General features: G+C 38.6%; 23 protein-coding genes. 1 reads left to right on the forward strand and 22 read right to left on the reverse strand.

Annotated features, from left to right (window positions below):
• Positions 1 to 53 precede the first annotated feature (53 nt).
• From SLH51_RS16470 to SLH51_RS16530, 13 genes are all read right to left on the reverse strand, one after another.
• Positions 54 to 428, reverse strand: a complete 375-nt coding sequence (locus tag SLH51_RS16470; RefSeq protein ID WP_335962462.1) for a RidA family protein — start codon at positions 426 to 428, stop codon at positions 54 to 56.
• Positions 425 to 1276, reverse strand: a complete 852-nt coding sequence (gene purR, locus SLH51_RS16475) for a pur operon repressor (protein WP_335962463.1) — start codon at positions 1274 to 1276, stop codon at positions 425 to 427. The genes SLH51_RS16470 and purR overlap by 4 nt, the downstream gene beginning before the upstream one ends.
• Positions 1277 to 1335: 59 nt before the next feature.
• Complete coding sequence (gene ispE / locus SLH51_RS16480) at positions 1336 to 2199, reverse strand: 4-(cytidine 5'-diphospho)-2-C-methyl-D-erythritol kinase (protein WP_335962464.1); 864 nt, start codon at positions 2197 to 2199, stop codon at positions 1336 to 1338.
• A 219-nt stretch (positions 2200 to 2418) separates the two neighbouring features.
• Positions 2419 to 2607: a small, acid-soluble spore protein, alpha/beta type gene (locus SLH51_RS16485; RefSeq protein ID WP_335962465.1), complete on the reverse strand. Its 189-nt coding sequence runs from the start codon at positions 2605 to 2607 to the stop codon at positions 2419 to 2421.
• A gap of 145 nt (positions 2608 to 2752) precedes the next feature.
• The gene (gene veg / locus SLH51_RS16490; RefSeq protein ID WP_335962466.1) at positions 2753 to 3019 is read right to left on the reverse strand and encodes a biofilm formation stimulator Veg; all 267 of its coding nucleotides are present in this window, start codon (positions 3017 to 3019) and stop codon (positions 2753 to 2755) included.
• A 575-nt stretch (positions 3020 to 3594) separates the two neighbouring features.
• Entirely contained in the window at positions 3595 to 4452 is an 858-nt protein-coding gene (gene yabG, locus SLH51_RS16495) for a sporulation peptidase YabG (RefSeq protein WP_335962467.1), read from the reverse strand.
• Positions 4453 to 4501: 49 nt separating this feature from the next.
• The gene (gene rsmA / locus SLH51_RS16500) at positions 4502 to 5383 is read right to left on the reverse strand and encodes a 16S rRNA (adenine(1518)-N(6)/adenine(1519)-N(6))-dimethyltransferase RsmA (RefSeq protein ID WP_335962468.1); all 882 of its coding nucleotides are present in this window, start codon (positions 5381 to 5383) and stop codon (positions 4502 to 4504) included.
• The gene (rnmV, locus tag SLH51_RS16505) at positions 5368 to 5940 is read right to left on the reverse strand and encodes a ribonuclease M5 (protein ID WP_335962470.1); all 573 of its coding nucleotides are present in this window, start codon (positions 5938 to 5940) and stop codon (positions 5368 to 5370) included. Before rnmV ends, rsmA begins: the two co-directional genes overlap by 16 nt.
• 210 nt (positions 5941 to 6150) lie before the next feature.
• Positions 6151 to 7371, reverse strand: coding sequence for a ubiquitin-like domain-containing protein (locus SLH51_RS16510; RefSeq protein ID WP_335962471.1), 1221 nt, complete (start codon positions 7369 to 7371; stop codon positions 6151 to 6153).
• A 262-nt stretch (positions 7372 to 7633) separates the two neighbouring features.
• Positions 7634 to 8401, reverse strand: a complete 768-nt coding sequence (locus SLH51_RS16515; RefSeq protein ID WP_335962472.1) for a TatD family hydrolase — start codon at positions 8399 to 8401, stop codon at positions 7634 to 7636.
• A gap of 78 nt (positions 8402 to 8479) precedes the next feature.
• A complete protein-coding gene (metG, locus tag SLH51_RS16520; protein WP_335962493.1) occupies positions 8480 to 10471 on the reverse strand; it encodes a methionine--tRNA ligase in 1992 nt (663 codons plus the stop codon).
• 390 nt (positions 10472 to 10861) lie between these two features.
• Positions 10862 to 12694, reverse strand: a complete 1833-nt coding sequence (locus SLH51_RS16525; RefSeq protein ID WP_335962473.1) for an ATP-binding protein — start codon at positions 12692 to 12694, stop codon at positions 10862 to 10864.
• Between the two features lie 92 nt (positions 12695 to 12786).
• Positions 12787 to 13743 carry a DNA double-strand break repair nuclease NurA gene (locus SLH51_RS16530; RefSeq protein WP_335962474.1) on the reverse strand — a complete coding sequence of 319 codons (957 nt, stop codon included), beginning with the start codon at positions 13741 to 13743 and terminating at the stop codon, positions 12787 to 12789.
• Between the two features lie 191 nt (positions 13744 to 13934).
• Between SLH51_RS16530 and SLH51_RS16535 the strand changes: the two genes are divergently transcribed.
• A complete protein-coding gene (locus tag SLH51_RS16535; RefSeq protein WP_335962475.1) occupies positions 13935 to 14225 on the forward strand; it encodes an AbrB/MazE/SpoVT family DNA-binding domain-containing protein in 291 nt (96 codons plus the stop codon).
• Between the two features lie 112 nt (positions 14226 to 14337).
• Here the strand turns inward: SLH51_RS16535 and rsmI are convergent, their stop codons facing one another.
• From rsmI to SLH51_RS24495, 9 genes are all read right to left on the reverse strand, one after another.
• Entirely contained in the window at positions 14338 to 15204 is an 867-nt protein-coding gene (gene rsmI / locus SLH51_RS16540) for a 16S rRNA (cytidine(1402)-2'-O)-methyltransferase (RefSeq protein WP_335962476.1), read from the reverse strand.
• A gap of 35 nt (positions 15205 to 15239) precedes the next feature.
• The gene (locus tag SLH51_RS16545; RefSeq protein ID WP_335962478.1) at positions 15240 to 15983 is read right to left on the reverse strand and encodes a tRNA1(Val) (adenine(37)-N6)-methyltransferase; all 744 of its coding nucleotides are present in this window, start codon (positions 15981 to 15983) and stop codon (positions 15240 to 15242) included.
• A 131-nt stretch (positions 15984 to 16114) separates the two neighbouring features.
• Complete coding sequence (gene yabA, locus SLH51_RS16550) at positions 16115 to 16465, reverse strand: DNA replication initiation control protein YabA (RefSeq protein WP_335962480.1); 351 nt, start codon at positions 16463 to 16465, stop codon at positions 16115 to 16117.
• 15 nt (positions 16466 to 16480) lie between these two features.
• Positions 16481 to 17308, reverse strand: a complete 828-nt coding sequence (locus SLH51_RS16555; protein WP_335962482.1) for a PSP1 domain-containing protein — start codon at positions 17306 to 17308, stop codon at positions 16481 to 16483.
• Positions 17309 to 17312: 4 nt separating this feature from the next.
• Positions 17313 to 18302: a DNA polymerase III subunit delta' gene (holB, locus tag SLH51_RS16560; RefSeq protein WP_335962484.1), complete on the reverse strand. Its 990-nt coding sequence runs from the start codon at positions 18300 to 18302 to the stop codon at positions 17313 to 17315.
• A gap of 16 nt (positions 18303 to 18318) precedes the next feature.
• The gene (locus SLH51_RS16565) at positions 18319 to 18648 is read right to left on the reverse strand and encodes a cyclic-di-AMP receptor (RefSeq protein WP_335962485.1); all 330 of its coding nucleotides are present in this window, start codon (positions 18646 to 18648) and stop codon (positions 18319 to 18321) included.
• A 16-nt stretch (positions 18649 to 18664) separates the two neighbouring features.
• Complete coding sequence (tmk, locus tag SLH51_RS16570) at positions 18665 to 19303, reverse strand: dTMP kinase (RefSeq protein ID WP_335962486.1); 639 nt, start codon at positions 19301 to 19303, stop codon at positions 18665 to 18667.
• A complete protein-coding gene (locus SLH51_RS16575) occupies positions 19296 to 20744 on the reverse strand; it encodes an aminotransferase class I/II-fold pyridoxal phosphate-dependent enzyme (RefSeq protein WP_335962487.1) in 1449 nt (482 codons plus the stop codon). The genes tmk and SLH51_RS16575 overlap by 8 nt, the downstream gene beginning before the upstream one ends.
• A 217-nt stretch (positions 20745 to 20961) precedes the next feature.
• Positions 20962 to 21189, reverse strand: coding sequence for a sigma factor G inhibitor Gin (locus SLH51_RS24495; RefSeq protein WP_418770128.1), 228 nt, complete (start codon positions 21187 to 21189; stop codon positions 20962 to 20964).
• Between the last annotated feature and the right edge of the window lie 331 nt (positions 21190 to 21520).

The following is a 21520-nucleotide window of genomic DNA, read 5'->3' on the forward strand; positions in this document are numbered from 1 at the left end:
AGGATGACTACCTAGGTCTTTCACCTAGGTAGTCATCCTTCTTATCACTCCAACTATTTTACTAATGCAATAACTTCTATTTCAACTAATACATCTTTTGGAAGACGCGCTACTTCTACACAAGATCTAGCAGGTTTATGTTCGCTAAAATATTGACCGTATACGTCATTAATAAGAGGAAAATCATCCATGTTCTTGATAAATACAGTCGCTTTTACAACTGATTCAAAAGAAGCCCCCGCTTCAACTAACACAGCTTGAAGATTTTTAAATACTTGATGTGTTTGCTCTTCAACTGTTCCTTGAACTAAGTCACCTTCAGCTGTTAAAGGGATTTGTCCAGAACTATAAAACATATTATTGACGATAACTCCTTGTGAGTATGGACCTATTGCACCTGGTGCTCGGTTGGTATGAATCGTTTTCATTTCTTCTCCTCCACTTCCACTGTTTGTAGTAACTCTAAAACACTACCTGGTTCGACTTTAATTGTTTTATTTCTAACGTCAACATTTGATAACTTTGTAATCGACATGTACCCATCAATTAATCGTTCTTCTACCTCAACAGTTTCCACAAGAACACCAATTCCAACTAATTCTGCTTGAAACTCTTCAAGTAAGTCCATCATTCCTCTGATTGTACCGCCCGCTTTCATGAAGTCATCAACAATAAACACACGTGAGCCTGGCGCTAAACTACGGCGAGCTAATGTCATTGTTTGAATTCTCTTAGAAGAACCGGATACATAATTAATGCTAACCATCGAGCCTTCTGTTACAAGATGGTCTCGTCTTACAATGCTAACAGGAACATTGAGGAATTGTCCGACTGCATACGCAAGAGGAATCCCTTTTGTAGCTACTGTTAAAACGGCATCAATTTTTTCATTTGCTAACAATGAAGCAAAAACTTGTCCGAGTCGTTGAATAAATTTCGGATTACCTAGTAGGTCCATCATATATAAATAACCACCTGGAAGAATCCGTTCAGGAACAGCTAATTGTTTAATGACATCGTTCACAAATTCTTCTGCTTGCTCACGGTGAATACGTGGGATGAACTTTACTCCTCCACTTGCACCTGAGATCGTTAAAAGAGATCCATACCCTTCACCTTCAAAGATCTCTTTAATAATCACTAAATCCTCGCTAATCGAAGACTTCGCTGAATGATATCGTTCAGAGAAATGAGTTAGTGAAATCACTTCATGTGGATGTTGTAGTAAGAAATGGGTCATATCAACAAGACGACCACTGCGCTTAAGCTTTTTCATGCGACCTCCACTCAAAACCGAATATTTTCATTTAATATAACATATTTGTTCGGTTTTTATCAAGTGTCCGATGAACGAATAAGCCGAACTGCAAATACATCCTGACAAAAGCCTCTCAACCCATTATAAACACGGTGCAACCTTGATTCATGCTCTACTAACCCAAAGACAGTTGGTCCACTCCCGCTCATTAATACACCATCTGCACCAAATCGAATCATTTGTTCTTTAATATTTCGTACTTCTGGATGCATATCCAATGTTACGGTTTCAAGAACATTATGTAAGTTATCACAAATGCCTTTAAAATTCTGATTTGTAATCGCACGAATCATTTCTTGTGTATTCGCATGTTGAATCGCATTAACATTTAAACGCTTGTACACATCAGCCGTTGAAACACCAATTGGCGGCTTCGCCAAAATCACCCAACAAGAGGGAGGAGAGGGAATCGCTTCAATGATTTCACCACGTCCAGTTGCTAGAGCTGTCCCTCCATAAACACAAAATGAAACATCCGAACCAATTTCCGCTCCTAAATCTGCAAGTTCATCCAAACTTAGACCTATATTCCATAACTGATTTAACCCTTTTAATGTGGCGGCAGCATCACTACTTCCTCCCGCTAAACCAGCAGCAACAGGAATACGCTTTGTAATATAAATGGAAACCCCTCTTTTAATATTATAACGCTTCTTTAAAAGTGCTGCAGCTTGATACGCCAAATTTCGATGGTCATTTGGAACAAATCCTTCAGAAACATCGACTGTAATCCTGTCACCTTCTATATCAGTCAAATCAATTCTGTCAGCTAAGTCTACCATTGTCATGATCATTTCAACTTCATGAAACCCGTCATCTCGTTTTCTAATTGCATCAAGCGATAAATTAATTTTCGCCGGCGCTTTCACTGAACATCTCACACTCGTCACCTTCTATATCCATTTGCTTACGTTATTTTATCACTTGTCAACACAACATACCACCCGAGAAAGTTTTTTCAACAATTCTTGGCTTCCGCCAGACTACTTTCAAGTATCAACCCACTGCTTTCCTACACTCTTAAATGACCGAAGATCAAGTCCCCGCGGGAACTTGATCTATGTCAAAAAAAAGCCAGGCTTTCGCACTGGCTTTCATCTTTAGATATTTCTATTTTGTCTTTCGGCAAGCTGTTGTTCGGCAAGTTCTACTGCCCTTTTGACCATATTTCCAGCATCCCTTGAACGAATACCGCCCCATCCTTCTTTTTGAACAGTGTCGTAAAATCCAAGTTCTTTTGCCAGCTCTTCCTTAAATTGGTCAGACATGACTCCTCTTCTTCTACTCATGTCACAACAACTCCTTTTTCAGTATAACTGAAAGAAATTGACTCTTGGTCAACCTCCTTATTAGGATTAACAATTTATCAACAAATATAACCCTCTGAATTTTCCTTCAGAGGGTTATGTTTGTTCTGTATATCTAGTTCATAAATTATGCTTTTAGAACTGGTGAGTCTAGACCCTCTTCACAGAGCATAAGTTCAACCGTTTCCGTTAAAATGTCAGCATAACTGTAAGAAACTCGTTCGAACGCATTTTGCTGTTCATCCAATTTCACTATGAACACAGAAGGGTATGTTTCTTCAAGGAGACCAGAACGTTCCGACGTTTTCCGACGACCACCATTTGCCTTAATCGTAATTCTCTTACCTACATTAGCATCTAATGCGCGCTTAATGTCTATTAACGTTTTTGCCATTACGACACCCCACCTCACTGTATGTGTAGTATAGCACAATCTACATTTTTCGTCAAATAAATTTTAAATTATAACAATTGAACAAGAATCTTGTCAATGAATTTTACGAAAAATAATAAAATGGATCACTACCAAGTTGAGTTTAGTATGTCAATTCCAAACCAAATTATGTATAGAATTAGAGCATTTTTCTAAAAGGAAAAGCACCTTTTAGAAAAATGCTCTAGCAATGAGTGGAGCCGGCGTTTGGTTTTTAGCCTTTTGAGCGCTCTTATCAAAAGGCGTACGCCGTGCGCAGCCATTGTAAATTTTCCGCATTTCCTCAAATTGCGCGACTTCTCCTTTTTAGGAGTTTCTCAATTCAGAGGCAGTGCCGTTGCCATATTTTAAGCCTGTTAGGAGCGGTCTCACAACAGGCGCGCAACGTGTAGAGCCATTGCAAACTCCAAAGGAAAAGATGATGGTGCTTTTCCTTTTAAAAAAATGATCTAGCGATAATAAAAGACCTAAATGTAAATCAAGACCTGCACACTTTTAACGTGTATTAGAGCAAGATTACATATAGGTCTCCTTTTTTAATCATATTTCATCGGCATCCCGCGCCTCATTACACCTTTCGTTTCAACGCCACCTAATCCTTTTTCACCAGTAATCGTGTTTCGCAAAACATCCGACAAACTCACCCGGTCCATAAAAGACGTTAAACTTATTCTTGATGCTATATATACCGGATCCAAAGCATGAATATTTACACGCTCAGGTGAACTTGCAAAATTGGAGCCCGCTTTAATAAGTGTTTCAAAGTGAGATTGACACGCTCCTGCAAAAATAATTAGTTCATCTTTATTCCACGAATGCTTCCTAGCAATCCGAACACATTCAGCAAAATATTTTGTATGACGGTACGCTCTCACATCGCGCTCATCACCTTTGCTTTTTAAATAGGCATCATGACCGGTGACAACGACAATATCTGGTTGAACCATTTCAAGTAATGATCCGATTTGTTCAGGCATTTCCTTCTCGTGTAAATAAACTCCATAAACCGGAACACCTAGCTTATTATATAACTCTGTACATTTACGTAAATATAACGGATCGCCATCAATGTGCAAAACACGTCCACGTAATTCAAAGTAGTTTGATTCGCTCTTGTATCCTGATGTGACATCATAATCTCCACGTTGCTTCATCAGTTTTGCATCTTGTCGAAAAAGTCGATATGAGTTATCTATTAACTCTTTTGCTTTTTTCTCATGAGCTGCTCGTTCTTTTTCTGACACTATGACTACATCATCTAGCGGGGCATCGGCAAGCAGACGCATTTCTTCCCCAGCAAGTTCCACATACTGCGGATGCAATTCTACTACCCTAAACAACAGATCACACTGATACGAAAGGCGAGCGACTATATCCCCTTTTTTCAGCTTCATTGTCACGCCTCCTCTCCACTTAAAGTATGTAGAAAAGGAGGCTAATGTGCTAAGATCTTGGTAATCTTTTTAATAGTGATTCACTTAAACGGCCAAACTCTTCAAGGGAGAGCGTCTCACCTCGTCGTTTTGGATCGATCGCAGCTTCCGATAACGCTTCTTCTATTTCTTGTTTTTTTTCTTTTGGTCCAAGATTATGAACTAGATTATTTAATATTGTTTTCCGCCTGTTTGCAAAACAAGCATGAAACACTTTAAAGAAATACGGCTCATCAGTTACCTTTACAGCAGGCTCATCGCGAATCGTTAAGCGCAACACAGCTGAGTCAACACGTGGCTGGGGGACAAATACAGTAGCAGGTACAGTCATTACACGTTCAGCTTTTGCAAAGTACTGTGCCGCAATAGATAACGCTCCATACTCTTTTGTGCCTGGCTTTGCCGCTATTCGATCAGCTACTTCAGCCTGAATCATAACAACAATTCCTTTGATTGGTAAGTGCTCCTCTAATAATTTCATCAAAATTGGCGTTGTCACGTAATAAGGTAAATTAGCAACAACCATTACTTCTTCAATGCCTTGAAACTCTTCACTCATAACCTCATGAATATTTGCCTTTAATACATCCGAATGAATGATTTTGACATTATTGTAAGGCGCAAGCGTTTCGTCTAGAACTGGAAGCAATCTCTGGTCGATTTCAAATGATACAACCTTTTTTGCTTTTTTTGCTAATTGCTCTGTCAATGCACCAATACCTGGTCCTACTTCAATCACACCTGTGTCACTAGTTATATTTGCTGCTTCGACAATGTTATTTAATATATTAGTATCGATTAAGAAGTTCTGACCTAAGCTTTTTTTAAAGCTAAATCCAAACTTAGCTAAAATCTCTTTCGTCCTTGCTGGTGTGGCTATATCTTTTGACATGTCGTTTCTTCCTCCTCAAACACCTGTTGCATCGCTTCTGAAAACTCCGACGCAGTGATACGAAATTTTTGCAAACGTTTATGTAGCTGCTTTCCATTGGCATACCCAATATGCAATAAATCCCCTAAACGTTCGCGTCTTTTTCTTGAATTGCCTCCTGCAATTAAGCCTGCAGCATGAAGATCTTGCCACGTAATTACTTCACTAGATACGTTGTCTTCTTGCTTAGCATGTCTCAAGGCTTGTCTTATCGCTTCTGGAGTCGCATTTTCAACACCAAGATCATCTTGATTTTTAGAGATCGCATCTTTCTTTGGTAGAAAAGCATGTTTACAAGACGGACAATGCTCACGAATGATATGCCTTATCCGCTCTCCAGGATAGTCGGGATCGGTCAACACAATGACGCCTCTACGCTGCTGAGCAAGGACAATTTGAGCCAGTGTACTTTCACTAACAGCAGACCCATTCGTTTCAATCGTATCGGCCTCTACTGCTCTTTTAATTGCAACTGTATCATCTTTTCCTTCTACCACAATTACTTCTTTTAATTTCATAATTTACCCCTAACGTTCATGTTAGTTCTATTTTATCCTTTATCATTACTTTACATAAATATGTACAACTAATACAAATACCTTCCTACTTAACAAGCATGTAAGAAATTATCTTGTTAGGGGCAAACCCTTCTTGATATCTATTGTAATTATAACCGAAAAAAGCTCGAAAAAGCACAGGGTGGATAGCCATCCTGTGCACCATGCATGTTAATTTAGAATTGTAATTTTCACTGTTTTCCTACCCCATCTGTTAGCATCAGATTTCGTAGGGACGTGTACATCAATTTTGTTTCCTTTAATAGCACCGCCTGTATCAGCAGCAACAGCTTCACCGTACCCTTCAACATGGACACGTGTTCCAAGAGGAATCACACTCGGGTCAACTGCAATGACTTTCATATTGCGATTATTATTTAAATTAATCCCTGTAGCAGTTATCCCACTACAACCAGCACAACTTGCCGTATACGCTGTAGCTGTAACGGTCATGGTGCGTCCATTACTTGAACTCCCTCCGCCAGAGCTTGAACTTGTGTTCGCTCCACGCGATACGGTAGGGGCAGGTTGTGTACCTACTGCTACAATGCGATCCTTGCTATCTTTGACCGTTTCAGTCTTTACGAGATCTCTAGACACTTCTTCTCCGTCTTCAAGAATAACCTCATAATGCTTATTAACTTTGCCTTCTTCCCCAGATTGAACGACTTTTTCATTGCCTACTCGTAATTCATTATCTTTTCGGGTGACCGTTCCAAAGGCAACGGTCTCTTCCACCACATCGGTGACTTTTTCTACACGTATTACTTTCACTTCTGATTCCCTATCAAGCCTTGTATCGATTGCAGGCTCAACACGATCAAGCTCACCTAATGTAACACTTTCTCTCTCTAAAAAGTCAGCGACAGTCGTCGAAGTTGTCCATAATTCTTGTTGTTCCCCGTCACTAGCAAGCTCAACTAAAAAGGCAGATTCATAGATTAGATTCATTCTATCAGTTATTTCTTCACTTAATGATGGTTCAATAAAATCATGTTCTTTGTACTCAATACCTAATTCATGTATAAGTTGTTTGACATCATCTGCAGTCGTCCAAATTTTTTCTTCAAGTCCCTGAATGGTTACATATACTTTTTTAGCTTGTTCCCAAGTAATTGTCATATTGCCAGCTATTTCAGCATCCAGTTCAGGTTTAATAGAATCATAATCTTGGACTTCCCATTCTTGCTCCTTCATCAGTTCAGCAACTGTGGATGCATGTGTCTGCACTGTAACGTCTTCTCCATCTACGGAGATTGTTACCGTTGCTTTCGTCGTCTCGTATACAGCGTACGTAATTACGCCTCCGAAGAGAATGAGACTGACAATGGAGATAACCAACTTTTTCCTGAAACTTATAGCAGGAAGGAGTTGGCTCCTGTTTGTTTCCATTTCACTGAATTCCTCCTTCTCAACGATCGAATTATAAACACTGTACCTCCTTTTGTCAACCTAGTTATTTTTGTTTTCAAACTCCGCATTGTCCTTATTATCCATGAAAACGATCGCAAAGAAAACAAAAACTTATCGACACGTCCACTCTATGCACCTGCTGTTCTTTGTAGAACTAATTCGAATGAAGCAAAAATAAGACAAATATCGTCACCGTTAGCTAATATTCGCTATCAAGATATGCCAAAAAGTACCTCTATTTTTAAAAAAGACCAAATAGTTTTTTGGCATTTTTTGTCGTTTGTTTTGCGATTTCTTCATAGCCCATTTCTTTAAGTTCTGCTATTTGCTCAGCAACTAACTTGACATAAGCAGGTTCATTTCGTTTTCCTCTGTAAGGGTGAGGTGCAAGATATGGACAATCTGTTTCAATTAACAATCGCTCCAATGGAATTTCCTTGGCCACTTGCTTTGGGCGTTTTGCATTTTTAAAAGTGACCGGGCCCCCAAGAGATATATGAAAGTTCATTGCTAAACATTCCTTAGCAATTTCTACACTTCCGCCAAAACAATGCATAATCCCACCAACTTCATTTGCCTCTTCTTCTTTCAAAATATTGACGATGTCTTGATCAGCTTCACGGTTATGAATAATAATTGGCATCTTCACTTTTTTTGCCAATCGAATTTGTTTCCTGAAAACGTCTTTTTGGATTTCTTTCGGTGACTTATCCCAGTGATAATCCAAGCCCATCTCTCCTAAGGCAACGACTTTCGGGTGAGCACTAACTTCTTCTAACCAGACTAGGTGATCATCATTCAAATCAATTGCGTCTACCGGATGCCACCCTACTGCTGCATACAAGAAATCATACATTTCTACAAGCTCTAACGCACGGTTAATTGTTTTCTCATCAAAGCCCACAACGACCATGTATTCAACCCCAGCTTCTTTCGCACGGGTGATCACTTCTGCGACGTCTTCTTCAAATTGGTCTGCATTTAAATGGACATGTGTATCAAATAACATTCGTAAATCCTTCCTTCCTTCAGTTGAAATATTTCAGTATAGAAAAAGGAGAGAATTTCACCTCTCTCCTTATCATCATTATTTTACTTTTGCTCCATTTGGCAAATTCCCATCTATCGTTGCAAGTTGTAACTTTTTCCCTTTAGATCCAGCTAATATCATTCCTTGAGAAAGCTCTCCTCTAAGTTTAACTGGTTTTAAGTTTGTTACACAAATAACTTTTTTTCCAACAAGTTCTTCAGGAGAATAATATTTCGCTATACCAGATACAACTTGACGCTTTTCAAAACCAAGGTCTAACTGTATTTTTAACAAACGATCGGCACCTGATACCACTTCCGCCTGTAATACTTGCGCAACATGCAACTCTACTTTTGTAAAATCATCGATCGTAATTTCATTTTCAGCAACTTCTGGTATGTCTTCTACTGACTTACTACCTTCATCCTTTACCGTTCCACCCATTAGTTCTACGATGTGTGCAACTTCATCTGCCATATCAAGCCGCGGGAAGATCGGTTCTCCTTTTTCAACAGTTGAACCTGCAGGTACTTGAGCAAATGTGTTGAGACTTGACCATGATGTCACTTCTTCTTTCAGACCTAATTGTTTCCAAATTTTCTTTGGCGTCTCAGTCATAAATGGCTGAATCATGACTGACACTTGACGTAATGATTCAGCAAGATGGTACATAACTGAACCAAGTTCCTCTTTTTTCGCTTCGTCTTTCGCGAGCACCCAAGGCTGTGTTTCATCGATGTATTTATTCGTTCGGCTAATCAATTGCCAAATCGCCGTTAATGCTACAGAAAACTCCATTTCTTCCATCGCATTTTCTACTTTTTCAACTGTTGCTTCAACTAATTCAACGAGACCTGTATCAAAAGGAGTTGCGTCTTTCACATACGATGGAATGTTGCCATCGAAATATTTATTGATCATTGCCACAGTTCGATTAAGCAGGTTTCCTAAATCATTCGCAAGATCATAGTTCACACGCTCAACAAATCCCTCTGGAGTAAAGACACCATCAGAACCAAATGGAACTTCACGAAGTAAATAATAACGAAGGGCATCTAAACCATAACGATCAATCAACGGAACAGGATCTACTACATTTCCTTTTGACTTCGACATTTTTCCGTCTTTCATTAGCAACCAGCCGTGTCCAAATACTTTCTTTGGTAGAGGCAAATCTAGTGCCATTAACATAATCGGCCAGTAAATTGTATGAAAACGAACAATTTCTTTTCCAACTAAATGAACATCCGCCGGCCAGTATTTGTTGTAGAGCTCTTCGTTTCCACTTCCGTATCCAAGAGCAGTAATGTAGTTAGATAAGGCATCAATCCAAACGTACACGACATGCTCTGGATTACTCCGTACTTGAACGCCCCATTTAAACGATGTCCGTGACACAGCTAAATCTTCTAAACCTGGTTTAATAAAATTATTAATCATTTCATTTTTACGGGACTCGGGCTGAATAAACGTTGGGTTTTCTTCATAGAACTTCAATAGTCGAACAGCATAATTGCTCATCTTGAAAAAATACGATTGCTCTCGTACTTTTTCAACCGGGTGACCACTATCTGGACTCTTCCCGCCAATGATTTCACCCTGTTCATTTTTAATTGGATCCGTTAATTGTCTCTCTGTATAAAACGTTTCATCAGGAATCGAATACCAACCTTCGTAGTCATCTAAATAGATGTCGCCTTTTTCTAGTAAACGCTCAAAAATATCAGCCACTACTTTTTTATGGCGCTCTTCTGTCGTTCGAATAAAATCATCATACGAAACATCAAGCTTCTTCCACAAATCTTGAATGCCTGCGACAATTTGATCGGTAAATTCTTGAGGTGTTTGTCCTTTTTCCGCTGCTTTTGTTTCAATTTTTTGCCCATGTTCATCTGTCCCCGTTAAAAAGCGTACATCATAGCCGCGAAGGCGCTTATAACGTGCCATCGCATCTCCTGCAACTGTTGTATACGCATGACCGATATGAAGTTTATCACTCGGGTAATAGATCGGTGTTGTTATATAAAACGTCTTTTTTTCTTCTGTCATCATCGTTTCCTCCTCTTATTCTTCCAGCTTGTTCAATATAAAAAAGCCCTCATCCGTATCGGGACGAGAGCATTAATCACGTGGTACCACCCAAATTCCCTTTTTATTTCACAATAAAAAGGCTCATGAAGTCTAAGACTTCCTCTGTTAACGCCAGCTACGTCATTCCCTTATGCACAATAGGTACACTCGAAAACGAGTTCCTCCCAGGACCATCTTCCAACTAGCATCTATACCGGTTTCCAGCTCCCCCGGCTCTCTACATAGCAATTGCTACCTATAGATGAACTACTTGTACTCATCCCTTCATCGGACCTTAATATTCATAAACCGTTAAAAACATCTTCTTTTAAAATTCTACCCAAAATATACCTAATTCATTCTTCCTAGTCAAGAGCGGTTATACATTGTGGCAAAAGGTGTTTTCTCTTTTTTTACCATTCCTTCCCTACTCAATCGCTCTAACTCATTTTTCCACGTCTGCACATCCCAATTCTTTTTTGCATCCTCGTTTAATTTTGTTAATTGATTCATAATATTCATTTCTGCCAACGGAAAATACGAATCTAACGCTTTTAAAAGTTGGTCTGCATCTTGTTCTTTCATTCCCTTTAATTCATCGAATGGGTTAAGTGTGTGCGGACTTGCTGAATGCGCCATTCTAATTCTGATCGCCATAGTCCGCCCCATTATCGCTGATGAGACAAATACGTCTCCTGACCGTAAGTAAGGAAGACGTTTCCCTTCATCATGAGTTAAATCAGTCTCTTCCTTAATCGTCTGAATGTCAGTTCCGCGTACGGTTCGAAACACAAATTTCGAATTCAACTGCGCGGTAATCGTCTCATCTAAAAGAGTCGGACGTTGCGTTGCAAATATAAGAAAGACTCCGTATTTTCTTCCTTCTTGAGCTATTTCTTTTAAGACAGATTTAGCTGGAGCATCATACCCTTTTGGCGCAAAATTATGAGCCTCATCGGTGACGACTACAAACGGAGGGAAAAACTCTCCTTGCTTTTGCTGCAGCTTGGCATCGCGAAAGGTGCGACGTTTTCCGTACAAAGCTCCAATGACATAACTAGAAAATACTTGCAAAAGCCAAACCGCTCCTTGAATTACTACAAGCTTTCCTGAATGAATGCCCTGCTCAATTGCTCGAATATTTTGTTGAAACAAACCGGCCTGATGCAATCGATTCACGCGCCACAAAATTCCTTTAACCGAAGCTAATGGAAGACTCCCAAGCTGATCTAGCAATTTACGAAATGTATCAAAACGAGCAATCTCACCACGACTCATTCCCGCATCATGTAACAAAGCTTCAACTTTTTGCTTACCGAGCTCTAACGCTTCTGCTAAATTGGCAATGCGATCACTAAATGACTGATAGCTATCTTTTCTTTTATGGACTGATTGGATGACGTTAATCATGGATTCTGTTAATGTACCTGCTGCAGAAAGAAGTCTCTCAACATCTCTTGTTGATAGCGCTGAGAAATCAACCCCGACATCTTGACCAATTTGGACAACAATATAATGATCTCTGTAAGAACTTGCACCTGACACCCCTTCAGCTTGAGTGGCGAAATTCATTTCAAAGTGTGGATCAAAAACCAATGTAGGGATTTGTAATTTCATTAACTCTTCAAGCATGACACGAAGACCAAATGACTTTCCTGACCCCGATCCGCCAAACACTCCTATATGAGGGTATTGTTGCATGGCCCGAATATCAAAAATAAAAGGAACCCCCTTTTGCATGCGCAACCCGTCATGGTCGTGAATATGTAACAATCCTTTTAATGATTCTGGCAATGTCGAATCGATAAAATCGGTTGATTTTACTTCACCTAACACAAGACCATCTCCTGGAGCCGTCTTTACTAACAACGAAGATATTTCATCAAAATGAGGATGACGCACACTTGATCCGGTCTGAATTGGTTGAACCGCCTCTTCAAAAAGACGTACTTTTGCTAAATGTATGTCATCAGCCCCTATATCATAGCCAATATGTTCAAGCGTCTTTAACACTTGCTCATCAGCAATGCCCTTATCAAACCCCATCGGAATATAGCGATTATAAGAAAACGTCTCAACAACTTCTCCTTTTGGCTGATACAATGACTCGTCTTCAATGACGACCATTTCATTCATTCGAAATTTATGTATTTTTGAAGCAACATACACTTCATGTTGCGTCGTTACTCCGACAATTTGCATGGACTCTCACTCCTTCTTTTTTTTGCTTTGAGAGTTAGAACGGATGTTTAGACCAGATGTTTGGCTTTAGAATCAAGCCCTATGTATGCCAATTAATATGGTCTTGATATACGCTTTTTTTCAAAAAACATCTTTCGTAACTCTGGATCTATGTATTGTTCAATTAACGCTTCAACAAGTTTGTCTGTCACGCGTACTTCTTTGTCAACATGATCTAACCAAAGTGGAATTCCACGCCCATCACGTGGTGTAAGAGTTAATAATAAACTAGCAATCTCATCTTTATAAGCTGCTTGTTCTAACAAAACATCAAAACCTGTAATAGCTGGGTCTGACGTCAGCCTCATCCAAACAGATTGAAGACCAGCCTTACTTTGTATATCCTCAATAAAAATCATTTCTTCTCGCTCTAACACACCAAATAACAAATCACGGTCATATGCACGTGGTCGTTTTTGATACGATAGAAATGGTTCTAGTTTCACTAAATTCTCAGTTGTAATTTCTTCTGATACGCCAACAAGAAACACATTTGCGTCTATTGCTTTTTTTCTTAATACTTCCCATTCTTCCGGTGCATCAATTCTGTAATGATACAATGCACCATCCATCAACAGAATTCGTAAAGACGTCTCTTCAATTAGTCTCACCGCTACTGTTAGTTCTAATTTCGACAAAATATGAGAGCGGATATTTATAGTACTTCCTTCTTCTTCATCCTTGCTGTGCAATAATGGAGAGAAAATATCGGTTGCATAACATTGATGGCCTTTTGTTGTTTTTGCTAATGCTTGAAATAAGTAAAGAATATGAGGGGAATCGCCTTTCGTTTGGTTAACAGACCCATCAACGGCGGCCAACTCTCTATTATTTAGCCAATTCGACAATGCCTCTGTTGAAAGTCTGGGAATATGTCGAATTTCCGCTCCAGACTTTTGAAGTTTTTGTCGAATAATTGCTTTGTCATCTGATGTATATTGGTAAATTTCTTGAAGATTCCCATTTACTTTTTTTATTTTATTTACTAGTTCAGGATATATTTGTAACACTGTTCATTTCCACCCCATTCTGTAAGTCCCATCACATCAGCGATTTAATCTTGTGGTAATTTCTCCCTTATAATAAAAACCAAAAAAAAGTAATTGACTTGATTTGGAAACACTGGTACTCTTAATGCAGAAGAAAAATGTCGAATATTGACACTAAAATAAATTGTTTTACATGAGAGGAGATACATTTTATGAAATCTACTGGTATCGTTCGTAAGGTTGATGAATTAGGACGCGTTGTTATTCCGATTGAACTTCGTCGCACACTTGACATTGCTGAGAAAGATGCGCTTGAGATCTATGTTGATAATGATCGTATTGTTTTAAAGAAGTACAAGCCTAATATGACTTGTCAAATTACTGGTGAAGTTTCAGATGAAAACTTGTCAATTGCAAACGGAAAAATCATTTTAAGCCCACAAGGCGCACAAGAAATCATTAAAGATTTACAAGAATACCTTTCACGCTCAACTCAAGCATAAAATGACATTAGGGGAAACTCAAATATAGTTCTACCACTCTGACTTTAATTGTTTAGACAATGACAAAGTCACTTGCTGGTAAGTTCTTGATGAGTTCCCCTTTTTTTGCTAATTAATCATGATGATAGTCAGCATAAATCACTCGTTTTTGTACGTTACGTTCTTTCGCTACTTGTTTGATGGCTTCTTTTGATGGCATCCCTAACTCAACATAATGGTTGACATGTTGAATCGTTGTTAATGCCTCCCACCATTGATTTTCCTCTTCTTGCTCATTACTTCCTTCAACGACAAGACAAAATTCTCCCTTGACGGTTCCTGTTTCACACCAAGCGACTGCTTGTTCTATCGTTCCACGTTGATATTCTTCAAATTTCTTCGTTAACTCTCGACTTATCGATATTTGACGGTTGCCCAATACTTTATGCATCGCTTCCAATGCTTCTTTTAACCTGTGAGGTGACTCATAAAAAAGCAAAGTTGCTCTTGTTTGCTTTATTTCCTCTAGAAACTGCAATCGTTGCTTATTTTGACGAGGAAGAAAACCAATAAACTTAAAATGCTCTGTAGACAATCCAGAAGCAATTAAACTCGTTAAGGCAGCATTTGCGCCTGGCAACGAAATTACTTTAATCCCTTCTTTTATTGCTAATTGCACAAGGTCTTGCCCTGGGTCAGAAATAGCTGGCATTCCTGCGTCACTGACTAAAGCAATGTCTTTTCCAGCTTTTATTTGATCAATGATTGCTTCTCCTGATTTACGTTTATTATGTTCGTGATAACTGACTAAGGATGTTTCGATTTCAAAATGGCGACATAACTTCATCGTTTGTCGCGTATCTTCAGCTGCAATTACATCTGCTTCCTTTAATATACGAACCGCACGAAATGTCATATCTTCTAAATTTCCTATTGGAGTAGGAACTAGATATAGTGCGCCTTCTATGCCTTCATCTTTAAAACTCGCTTGTTCGTTCATTCTCTTATCCCTTCCTTGTAACACTCTTACCTCAATTAGAATTCTTTGCCTTCATAGTTAAAACGAAAGTTTCTTGTGTAAATTCCTTCTTCATTATAGACCACGATTGGCGGCAAACATTTGACGCCGGAACGTCCATCTTTAATACCTTCAACAAGCACCATATTCGCATCCTTTTCTTTCTTAGGATGAATAAACTGAATTCGTTTCGGCTCAATACGATACGAACGCATAAAGGTCATAATATCGGTAAGTCTTTCTGGCCGATGAACGATGGCAACTTTCCCTTTTTGCTTTACATATTGGCTGCTAACACGAATCACGTCTTCAAGTGTACAATAGATCTCATGACGCGCAATCGCTAAATGTTCATTTCGATTTCGTTCATGCTCTGTTATTGTTTCAAAATACGGTGGATTGCATGTAACAACATCAAACGAACTTTTCTTCACAGCGCTTGGGATTTCGTTTAAATCTGATTCAAGAAACTGTATTCGATTATGTACGTCATTTAACGTAGCTGAGCGTTTTGCCATATCAGCTAACCTCGATTGAATTTCTACCCCAACTAGTTGAGCCTTCGTTCTTGTTGTTAGCAAAAGCGGAATGACACCATTGCCTGTACATAAATCAAGAATCTGTCCTTTTTGAATCGGAACTTGTACAAATCTCCCTAGAAGAATAGCATCAATGGAAAATGAAAAAACATTCGGGCTCTGAACAATCTGTAACTCGGTCCCTGCTATATAGTCGAGACGTTCTCCTTCTTTTAATTTCACCGTTTGCGCACTCCTTTTAAATATGAGGAAAGACAGACCTTTCGTTACGAAAGATCTGTCCCCCTCTGCAATAACTCGTGATTTCATGTACCTACTATGAGAAGAACCACGGTTATTCTTAATTATAGTTGTTACTTTTGATGCAAAAATGACAAACAGAACAAACAGTCGTCTCCATCTGAGCGTATACTACCATAATGAGTATTACAAACGTGGAAACCCTCTTGATATAGTCTTGCTAAATTGTCATATCCTTCACCGACAAATGACTTTTTCTTACTTTTATCATTTTTTTGTCCTTGTTCATGAGAATCATCTTGTGCCTCAAGGCGCTTACGAAGATTTTCATTTTCAATATGAAGGGATTGATTTTCTTCAATTAAATAAGCCAACTGTTCTTTTAACCCTCGTAACTCATGATGCAATTCACCTAGCCGCTCTTCTAGTTGGCTCACCTGTGTAAAAATTGCTTTTTTGTCCACGATGCTCCCACCTCATTATTCTGTGGCTTCAGACGGCACACCCTCTTTAGTCAGTAACTCATCCATTGTAAACTCAACGATTTGCTCACCATCAGCTAATTCAACTTGTATGAGCCGTTCCAACAAGTTAAGTCCGACCACTTTTCCTTTTCCTTGAGATGTCGTAATTCGTTTTCCGATGTCAGGGAGTTCTTGCTTAGCCGACTCATACATATCGTTTTCATATTTTAGACAACACATCAATCTACCACACAAACCAGATATTTTTGCTGGATTTAATGATAAATTTTGATCCTTTGCCATTTTTATAGAAACAGGTTCAAAGTCGCCTAGAAATGAAGAGCAACAAAGTACTCTCCCACAAGGACCGATCCCACCAAGCATTTTTGCTTCATCGCGAACCCCAATTTGGCGAAGTTCAATTCTCGTTCGGAAAATCGCCGCCAAATCCTTAACTAACTCTCGGAAATCAATTCGACCATCTGCTGTGAAATAAAATAAAACTTTATTTCGATCAAATGTATACTCAACATCAACTAGCTTCATATCAAGCTTATGTTCAATAATTTTCTCTGAACAAACATCAAAAGCTTTCTTTGCTGCTTCTAGATTCTCTTGAACAATTAACTTGTCTTTTGGCGTAGCAATGCGAATAACTTGCTTTAATGGAAGAACAACGTCATTTTCTTCAACTGTCTTTGTTCCAATGACAACTTTGCCAAATTCAACGCCTCTAGACGTCTCGACAATAACGGTTTCTCCTTTCTCCAACTGAAACGAACCAGGGGAGAAATAATAGATTTTGCCCGCCTTTTTAAAGCGAACGCCCACAACTTGATGCAATCTTCTATCCCTCCTGTATATTAAGCAACAACTTCTCCATCAATAGTTGAGGATTTACATTCGAAGCAAGATGTCTTTTGGCCAGAAGAACATCAGACATCTTCTTGCTAATGTTATCCTGCGAACTAGTTAGTGCTTGTTGTTGTAATAGATCAATTTGATCAATATATGTTAAAGAATTGACTTTCCCAACCTTTGAAAACAGCAGGTCTCGAAGCCATAAAAGAATCATATCTAAACCAGCATCGATTTGTGACTTCTCCTTAAAAAGAGGTAACCACTTTTCTTGTAAAGTAAAAAGAACTTGAGTTGGTCTAGCATAGAGCTCTTCCATCAATTGTATCACTACGCTTCGTGCTTGTGCAATCCAATCCGCCTCTAACAACTGCATTGCTTCATCATAACTTGTTGTTAAACTAGCCAATAAACTGGAAATTGTGCTAGAATTTCCAGCAGCCACAAGCTTGTCTAAAAAAACGGCTCGTGATAATGGTGCGAATGTTAAATGTTGGCTCCTCGAGTGGATCGTCGGTAAGACTTTGCTCCCTTGTTCTGTTAATAGAAGAGCCAACGTAAGCGTAGCCGGTTCTTCTAAAAATTTCAAAATACTGTTAGCTGCTCCAACGGTCATTAAATCTGCATGATTAACAATATAGACCTTCTTAGCAGATTCAACTCCACGGTACGAAAATTCTTTTTGCAAATGTTCAACCTGATGCTTTTTAATCGACAATCCATCTGGCTCAATCATATGTACATCTGGATGGTTACCATTTTCGATGCGTTTACAGTTCGGACATTCCAAACAAGGATTCGGTCCACTTACATTTTCACAAAAGAAGCTCTTCGCTAAATGAAGAGCTACCATTCTCTTTCCTGTTCCCTTGCTCCCTTCAAATAAATAAGCATGGGCAAGTCGATCCTTTTCCAAAGTTTTCACTAACAAATCTGTAATTCTAGGTTGTATTTCTTTTATTGTACTCCATGTTTCCATCTATAGTTCAACACCTTTAAAATTGCTCAAACTGCTCAACTGGGAGGACAAAGACAGTTGCTCCACCAACCTGGACTTCAACAGGATACGGAACATATGAATCTGCATTTCCACCCATAGGCGAAATAGGGGCAACGAGTTGATCACGACTTTGACAATTTTCTTTTATCAGAGACATCAAATCTTCTATCTTTTCGTCTTCAGTACCAATTAAAAACGTTGTATTGCCCGCCTTAAGAAATCCTCCTGTACTAGCAAGCTTTGTTGCCCGGTAATCAGCTTTCACTAGCGCATCAGACAATCTATTACTATCTTTATCTTGAATGACAGCCATTATTAACTTCATCGTGACAGCCCCTTTATTAAAGTTTTTGATCTATAAAATGATTAATCTCTTTCATCGCATCAAAAAAAACATCCTCAATCTCTTGATTAGCATTGATAAGCTTAATTCGGTCAGGGTATACATCCATCACTTTATAATATCCTTTGCGAACCTGTCTGTGAAATTGCATCTTCTCTTGATCGAGTCGATTGATTTCACGCTCATTATCATTTTTTATTCGAGATAGACCAATGGCAGGATCAACATCAAAAAACAGTGTCAAGTCTGGCAAAGATCCACATATAGCAAACTCATTAATCGCTCTTATATCATCAAACCCAATTCCTCTTGCATACCCTTGATAAGCAAGACTACTATCAAGGAATCGGTCACAAAGAACAATTTTGCCTTCCTCAAGTGCTGGAATGACCTTTTCAACAAGATGCTGTCTTCTAGCAGCTGCATAAAGCAATGCTTCTGTTCGACTATCCATTTCTGTATGTGCTACATCTAAGATAACTTCTCTAATTTGTTCAGCAATTCGAATTCCACCTGGTTCACGAGTACGAATCACGTCATATCCTTTTTCTTTTAATGCTACTTCTATTTTATCTAAGACAGTCGTTTTTCCTGCTCCTTCGCCGCCTTCTACTGTTACAAAAAGTCCTTTACTCATTCTCATCCTCCGAATCAATAACCAAAACATCTTCTAGCTGTTGTTCAACCTGAAATGTCGCACCAGCCTCTAGTAACTTATTGACTTCAACTAGTGTTTTTTTGTCAATTCTCTCACCTTGTAAGATGATAGGCACTCCAGGCGGATAAGGAATAATCGCTTCAGCAGCCACGAATCCTTCTGCCATTGTTAAAGGAATTCGTCTTTTCGGTAACTCCCTCACTTCACTCAAATTGAATTCAAGTTGTTTGATGTCCATTTCCACCTTATGAGCTTTTTTACTTAACTCTTCACTCCTCACTTCATACCCGCCAAGAGATTGTTTTATTGACTTCACCACTTCTTTATCAAGGCTATTTTGACCTAGACCAAAAACAAGTAGAACATGTTTATCATCTGCAAGCTCTGTATAAATATTGTTCTTATTAAATAGTTCTTGTAGTTCAAAACCTGTTAAGTTCGTTGTTGTCTTTATTGTAACTTTTAATGGATCGGAAAGATACCTATCGTCCCAATTTAAAATTTTGATTTGCTTAATGCTAGATAATTCTGTCTTAACCGCTTGAACTCCTGCTAATATTGTAGTTAATTCTGTAGTAGATAAACTTTCAGCATATGCCCGAGCTCCATCAAGGGATGCCATTAACAAATAAGACGGACTACTTGATTGAAACATGGCTAACGCCTCTTTTATCCTATGTCGGTAGTCGTCATTTAGTTTATGACTTATATGTAAAAATGAACTCATTGTTAGAGCCGGAAGCATTTTATGTGCCGATTGTACAACAACATCCGCTCCTAACTGTAACGTTGACGGAGGAAAAGGTTGTCCTAAACAAAAGTGGGCTGCATGTGCTTCATCTACTAACACACGTACGTGATGTTTTTTGGCTAATTTTATAATTGGTTCCACATCTAAGCTGACTCCAAAATAGTTAGGATATGTTATAATTAACCCTTTTGCATTTGGATACAGATTTAATGCCTTCTGTAACGTTTGCCGAGCAACGCCAACAGCTAATCCTGATTCCTCATCAAACTCGGGAGTCAGCAAAATGGCTGTTAATCCTGCAATTTGCAGAGCATGAAAGATGGACTTATGACTATTACGTTGCACAAACACTTGATCCCCACGGTCAAACATGCCATAGATCATAGCTAAGTTTCCTACTGTTGAACCTCCGACTAAAAAAAAAGTTTCTTTTGCTTGATATAACCGTGCTGCTGCTTGCTGTGCTTCTAGGATGGCACCTGTAGGAGCATGGAGATCATCTAATCCTGACAATTCGGTCACATCATAAGGTAAAACTGATTGAAAATTAGCGTGAATTGCATGATGAAAAACCGTTCCATTTTTATGTCCTGGTACATGAAAAGAAACCGGATGATTCCTTATGTGCTGTTGTATAGCCTCTACTAAAGGAAGGTTATTAGACTTCAACTATATTAACTCCTTTTACTCTCTAATAAAAAAATATTGCTTGAACTACAATAATACTTCACCTTTTTTTAATTGTTAAGAAACTGAAAAGAGCTTCTAAAATTTAAGGGTAATACAATAATGATACAACAAAAAACCAAGTATAAAAATCTACGCGATTTCACACTTGATTTCTTTTGTTTCTACACATTTTTAGAATTACAGATTAAGCTACTTTTTATTTCCGAATAAAATTTGAAGATAAATTTCTCATTTGTTTTACTAACGTATGATACATTAGATCATTTTCATCTAGTTCAACAATTTTATTTTCGCAAGTAAAACAAATAAAGGAATTTGCGATGTGCAATCCTTCTTCTTTCCTTTTGTTACATATAACACAATTATCTCCTAGCCGCATTTTCATGATACTAGTCTTCGGCATCTCCATCACCCCTGACATCATTATCGGCTAATGAATCAACTTTCATACCTATCTTTCTTTTAATCTATTCTTTCCTATGTAGTTTTGTGCCTATCCCACCTAAAAATTTAACAAAAGTTGCATGTTGTTTTAGGCAATTTTTTTATCAAGGTGTAAATTGGTTTATGAGATGTTCCACATTATGCAGTTCTCTCCCTTCCTCCTTCCCTTGTGCGGTAGAGCCTGGCAACTTCGGGACAAAACTCTTTTGCGCCTTGAACAGTCTGTTTATGCGCACAAAAAAGACAATCCAATTGGATTGTCTTTTATCTGCCTGGCAACGTCCTGGCTCGCCATTTCTCTTCTACGGGGA

The organism is Halalkalibacter kiskunsagensis, assembly GCF_037027555.1.
Classification (GTDB): domain Bacteria; phylum Bacillota; class Bacilli; order Bacillales; family Bacillaceae_D; genus Halalkalibacter; species Halalkalibacter kiskunsagensis.

Coding starts and splice junctions, on each gene's coding strand:
- SLH51_RS16470 (WP_335962462.1), bottom strand. CDS start 428: ATGAAAACGATTCATACCAACCGAGCACCAGGTGCAATAGGTCCATAC.
- purR (WP_335962463.1), bottom strand. CDS start 1,276: ATGAAAAAGCTTAAGCGCAGTGGTCGTCTTGTTGATATGACCCATTTC.
- SLH51_RS16485 (WP_335962465.1), bottom strand. CDS start 2,607: ATGAGTAGAAGAAGAGGAGTCATGTCTGACCAATTTAAGGAAGAGCTG.
- veg (WP_335962466.1), bottom strand. CDS start 3,019: ATGGCAAAAACGTTAATAGACATTAAGCGCGCATTAGATGCTAATGTA.
- yabG (WP_335962467.1), bottom strand. CDS start 4,452: ATGAAGCTGAAAAAAGGGGATATAGTCGCTCGCCTTTCGTATCAGTGT.
- rsmA (WP_335962468.1), bottom strand. CDS start 5,383: ATGTCAAAAGATATAGCCACACCAGCAAGGACGAAAGAGATTTTAGCT.
- rnmV (WP_335962470.1), bottom strand. CDS start 5,940: ATGAAATTAAAAGAAGTAATTGTGGTAGAAGGAAAAGATGATACAGTT.
- SLH51_RS16510 (WP_335962471.1), bottom strand. CDS start 7,371: ATGGAAACAAACAGGAGCCAACTCCTTCCTGCTATAAGTTTCAGGAAA.
- SLH51_RS16515 (WP_335962472.1), bottom strand. CDS start 8,401: ATGTTATTTGATACACATGTCCATTTAAATGCAGACCAATTTGAAGAA.
- metG (WP_335962493.1), bottom strand. CDS start 10,471: ATGACAGAAGAAAAAAAGACGTTTTATATAACAACACCGATCTATTAC.
- SLH51_RS16525 (WP_335962473.1), bottom strand. CDS start 12,694: ATGCAAATTGTCGGAGTAACGACGCAACATGAAGTGTATGTTGCTTCA.
- SLH51_RS16535 (WP_335962475.1), top strand. CDS start 13,935: ATGAAATCTACTGGTATCGTTCGTAAGGTTGATGAATTAGGACGCGTT.
- rsmI (WP_335962476.1), bottom strand. CDS start 15,204: ATGAACGAACAAGCGAGTTTTAAAGATGAAGGCATAGAAGGCGCACTA.
- holB (WP_335962484.1), bottom strand. CDS start 18,302: ATGGAAACATGGAGTACAATAAAAGAAATACAACCTAGAATTACAGAT.
- SLH51_RS16565 (WP_335962485.1), bottom strand. CDS start 18,648: ATGAAGTTAATAATGGCTGTCATTCAAGATAAAGATAGTAATAGATTG.
- tmk (WP_335962486.1), bottom strand. CDS start 19,303: ATGAGTAAAGGACTTTTTGTAACAGTAGAAGGCGGCGAAGGAGCAGGA.
- SLH51_RS24495 (WP_418770128.1), bottom strand. CDS start 21,189: ATGATGTCAGGGGTGATGGAGATGCCGAAGACTAGTATCATGAAAATG.